This window comes from Synechococcus sp. H60.1 (genome assembly GCF_047462335.1).
Taxonomy (GTDB): domain Bacteria; phylum Cyanobacteriota; class Cyanobacteriia; order Thermostichales; family Thermostichaceae; genus Thermostichus.
In genome coordinates this window covers 1-4,569 of sequence record NZ_JANSJA010000057.1, presented here as the reverse complement: position 1 = coordinate 4,569, position 4,569 = coordinate 1, and the positions used below count along the sequence as shown (strand labels likewise).

The window sequence follows — 4,569 nt, the reverse complement described above, 5'->3', positions numbered from 1 at the left end:
TAAACTGGCCCCAAAAACGGGATCCCCTTCCATGGCGCTGGTTCACCTGCAAGTTCTGGAGCGCACCCCCAGGCGGCTGCGGATTGCCCTGCAAAGGTTTACCCCTGAGCAACTGGCCTGGCGGGTGGGGGCGGGGCTGGGGTTGTTGGCGCTGGGATCCCAGCTCTGGCAGCCTTCCCCTCTGCTGGGGCTACTGGCTGTAGCAGCGGGCCTGGGGATTGGGATCCCTTGGGGGCTGGGGCAGATCTTGAGTGTGGATCGGGAGCGGCAGCGGGTGACCCTGACCCGGCTGGGTGGCCCTTGGGGGATCTGGCGGCAGCAGGTCTTCTCTTATCCTCTCGCCCAATTGCAAGGGGTGCGGCTGCAGCGGCTGGGACAAGAGATCTTGGATAAAGAAGCACAGGAAAGCTTTCAGATACAAGCTCAGGTGCGGTTGCAGCTCCGTCCCCAGGTTTTTGAACAAGAGCTTGAAGAAGTGATCGCTTGTTTCAGTAGCCAATCGGCGATCAAAAAAGGCGAGCCGGAAGCCCTTGCCTTGGCGCAGCGGCTGGCAGGCTGGATTCAGGCCTATATGAACCCGTGAGGTTTCCTCATAAGCTGTTGATTGTAGTACTTGGCAATCCTTGGAAAGCTGTCGAGAATGGGTGTGAATTTGGATAGGTGCTTTTGCGAACCTTCACAGAACAGAATTTCGGCAATGCTAAGCCGTCATGACTATTCCTGAGGAGACTCTAGAAACCGTTAGCCTAGTCGTCAGGGATGCTTTGCGCAACTGGCCGTGGCTGCTTTTGTGGGCAGCCTCTTTCCTGGCGCTTGTCTTCTGGCAAAGGCGACGGCTGCATCAGGCCCAGGTTGGTTTTCCCGACATCGTCACCCTGGCGCGGCCCGATACGACGTTGCTGGAGTGCAACGAAGTCCATCAGAGGGTTTTGGGCGATTGGCGGGGCCGGCGCTGGATCGAGGCCTTGTTGCCAGAGGAGCAAGAGCAGGTGCGGCAGCAGATAGCCCAGCTCACCCCTCAGCAGCCCACCTTCACGAGGGTTGTTAGGATGGTGGACGCGGCGGGACAGGTGCGGTGGCTTGAGTGGATCAACCAGGGCATCTTCGACCGGCGAGGCCGGCTGCAGTTTATTCGCGGGATGGGCCGAGACATCACCAAGCAAAAGCAACTGGAAGAGAATCTGCGGCTGCGGGAAGCCCAATTGCAAGCCCTCTTGGACGCCCTGCCGGCAGCCATATGGGCCAGGGATCCCCAGGGGGTGCTGATTTTGCAAAATGCCACCGACCGTGCCTGGTTTGGCGACCTGCTGGGCACTTCCCTGCAAGAGATGGCTCAGCAGTACCCCCAGTGGCTGGAGTTCACTTCCCAAGCTCTAGCCGACCTAGAGCCGCAAGGGATTTCCCAAGTGGAGGGCAAGGAAATCATTCAAGGCCAAGAGCGCTATGTCTATCGCCTGGCCGTGAAGCTGCAGGATGAGTCCAAAGGTTTGGGGTGCCTCGGCATTGCCTTGGACATTACGGAGCAAAAGCGGCTGGAACAACAGGTGCAAGAACAACAGGAGCGCTTTTGCGCCTTTCTCAACAACAGCCACGACATTTTGTGCCGGATCGATGCCCAAGGCTTGGTCTATCCCTTGAATTGCCCGGTTGCTGAGAAAATTTTAGGTCGTTGTCCTAAGGAGGGAGAACCTATACCTTTGGATTGGGTTCACCCAGAAGATCAGGAGATTGTTGCTAGTGCTCTTGAACAACTCAAGGCTCGACCTGGCGAAACGCTCAGCTTTATCTATCGGGCACAGCATGCGGATGGCCATTGGGTATGGCTAGAGAGCCGCTGTACCGACCTTTTGCAGGATCCTGCGGTGGCAGGAATCGTCTGCAGCACCCGCGACATTACCCAGCAAAAAGAGGCGGAACTGGCGCTGCGGGAAAGCGAAGCCCGCTTCCGGGAAATTGCGGAAGTTGTTCCTGTAAGCTTTTTCCTAAGTTCAGCAGATTTTGGTCAATTTCCCTACGTAAGTCCGCGTTGTGAACAGATTTGGGGATACACGCCGGAGGAGTTTTACCAGAAGCCGGATCTGTGGAAAGACAGGATCCACCCCGAAGATCTGCCTCAGGTTCTGCAAGCCGTAGCTCAAGTTATCCGAGGAGAGAAGCCGGTTACCTATCGCATTTTCCATCGAGATGGTCGGGTGCGCTGGTTGCGAACTTCCTGCCGACCTATTTTCAATGAACAGCAAGAAGTGATCCGCATTGCCGGCATCACAGAAGATATCACCGAGCAAAAAGAGGCAGAGCTGGCCCTGCAAGAGAGCGAGGCCCGTCTCAAGGCCATCCTCGACGGGATCCCTTTTCCCATCTTTGTTAAAGATTTGCAGGGCCGCTACTTACAGGTCAATCAAGCTTACCTGCAGAAAAACGGTAAACTCCCAGAAGAAGTTCTCGGCAAGGCCGATACGGAGCTCTTCTCGCCAGAGGAAGCTCTGGAGTTCCGCAAGGAAGATCAAAGGGCCATCCAGTCTCCCGCTCCCATCAGCTATGAGTGCACCATTTGTCGAGACGGCAAAAAGCAAGAAAAGTGGATCACTAAGTTTGCCCTGCGGGATTGGCAAGGGGATCCCTATGCCGTTTGCGGCATTGCTGTGGATATAACCCCTCTCAAAGAAGCCCAGGATCTGCTGCTGCAAGAGGCAGATCGAGAAAGACTTCTGGGATCCCTGCTGCGGCGGATCCGCGAGAAGCTGGACTTGCAGCCCCTCCTACAAACCACGGCGGCGGAAGTGCGAGAGTTTCTCCAGGTGGATCGGGTGATGATCTACCAGTTGCAGGAGGGCATAGGGGGGTTTGTAGCCGCCGAGTCCGTCCTGGATTCCTGGCCCAGCCACTTAGGCCGCTCCGTGTGGGATTCCTACTTTCATCACGATCCCTGCTATCGCAAGTACCAGCAGGGCTTTGTGCAGGCCATCGACAATGTGGCCACGGCCCCTTTGGATCCCTGCTACCGGGAGCTCTTGGACTCTTTCCAGGCTCAGGCCAACTTGGTGATCCCCATTCGGCAGGGGGAGGAGCTCTGGGGCCTCTTGGTGGCGCAGCACTGCCGCGCCAGCCGTCCTTGGCAGGAGTGGGAGATCAAGCTTTTGCAAGAGCTAGCGGAGCAATTGGCCATTGCCTTGCAGCAGGCCCAGCTTTACGAGCAGGTAAAAGCCCTGAACCAAACGCTGGAGGAGAAAGTGCGGCAGCGCACCGCCGAGCTGGAGCGGGCTTTGCAATTTGAGGCCATCCTAAAACGCATCACCGACCGCGTGCGCGATTCTCTCGACGAAGCCGAGATCCTCAACACCGCCGTGCGCGAGCTGGGAGAGAGTCTAGATGCCGATGGCTGCGATATCGGTCTTTACAACGCCGACCTCACCCTTTCCACCATCAGCTACGAGTATTGCCCCCGCTCCGCTTCCCACCTGAACGTTTCTCTACCCCTAGTGGGAGGGCCTTACGACGACATTCACCGGCAACTGCTCAGAGGACAGCTTTGTCTATTTTGCTTCTCAGGGAGGGCTCCAGAAAACCGCCAGGTGGTGATGGCTTGTCCCTTGCTAGACAAAGGCCAGGTGCTAGGGGATCTGTGGATTTTTCGCTCGGCTGCACGTCCTTTTGACAACCAGGAGATCCAACTGATCCAGCAGGTGGCCAACCAATGCGCCATTGGGCTGCGCCAGGCGCGCCTGTTCCAAGCTGCCCAAGAGCAGGTGCAAGCCCTGGAGCGGCTTAACCGTCTCAAAGATGACTTTATCAGCACCGTCAGCCACGAGCTGCGCACCCCCCTGACCAGCTTGAAGATGGCTCTGAAGATGCTGCAGATGGCTCCCTCAACCGAAAAGCGAGCTCAATATCTAAGCATTGCCGAGCGAGAATGCCAGCGGGAAATCGAGCTCATCAACGACCTGCTGGATCTGCAGCGCCTGCAGGCGGGGGCCTATGCTCTGGAGGTGCAAGCCCTCACCTGGCGGGAGCTGCTGGGGGATCTGCTGACCGTTACCGAGGAGCGGGCCCGCGCCAAGGGGCAGAGCTTTCACGCCAGTGTCCCCCTCGAAAGCAGCCTCACGACGGATCCCTTGCTGTTGAGCAGGATCCTGCGCGAGCTTTTGCACAATGCCGTGAAATACACGCCGGCCCAGGGATCCATCCGCTTGCAAATTGAAACGGAAAATCGTCAAAGCCACATCCAGGTCAGCAACAGCCAAGAGATCCCTGCCGAGGAGCTGACGCGCATCTTTGAGCGCTTTTACCGCATTCCCAGCAAGGATCCCTGGAAGGAAGGGGGCACGGGGCTGGGCTTGGCCTTGGTGAAACAGATGGTGGATCAGTTGCGGGGATCCATCGAGGTGAGCAGCACCGCCGGCTGGACAACCTTTACGCTCCACCTGCCCCATCTGCCGCAGCTATGAAAGAGACTTGGCGAGCGTAGTACAAAGCGCAGTTGTAGACCTTGTTGGACTGCTGGCAGAGGTACTCCAGTAGGGCTACTAGCTTCCTGTCCTGAATCAGAACCTGTTGGCATCCGTAGTCCAT

The 4,569-nt window shown here is 57.4% G+C and carries 2 protein-coding genes; both read left to right on the top strand.

Going from position 1 to position 4,569, the window contains the following annotated elements; translation table 11 throughout:
• Positions 1–583, top strand: a 583-nt coding sequence (locus tag NW852_RS02965) for a hypothetical protein (RefSeq protein ID WP_414426449.1), incomplete at its 5' end; no start/stop codon positions are given.
• Between the two features lie 127 nt (positions 584–710).
• Positions 711–4,445, top strand: a complete 3,735-nt coding sequence (locus NW852_RS02960) for a PAS domain S-box protein (protein WP_414426448.1) — start codon at positions 711–713, stop codon at positions 4,443–4,445.
• Positions 4,446–4,569: the final 124 nt, after the last annotated feature.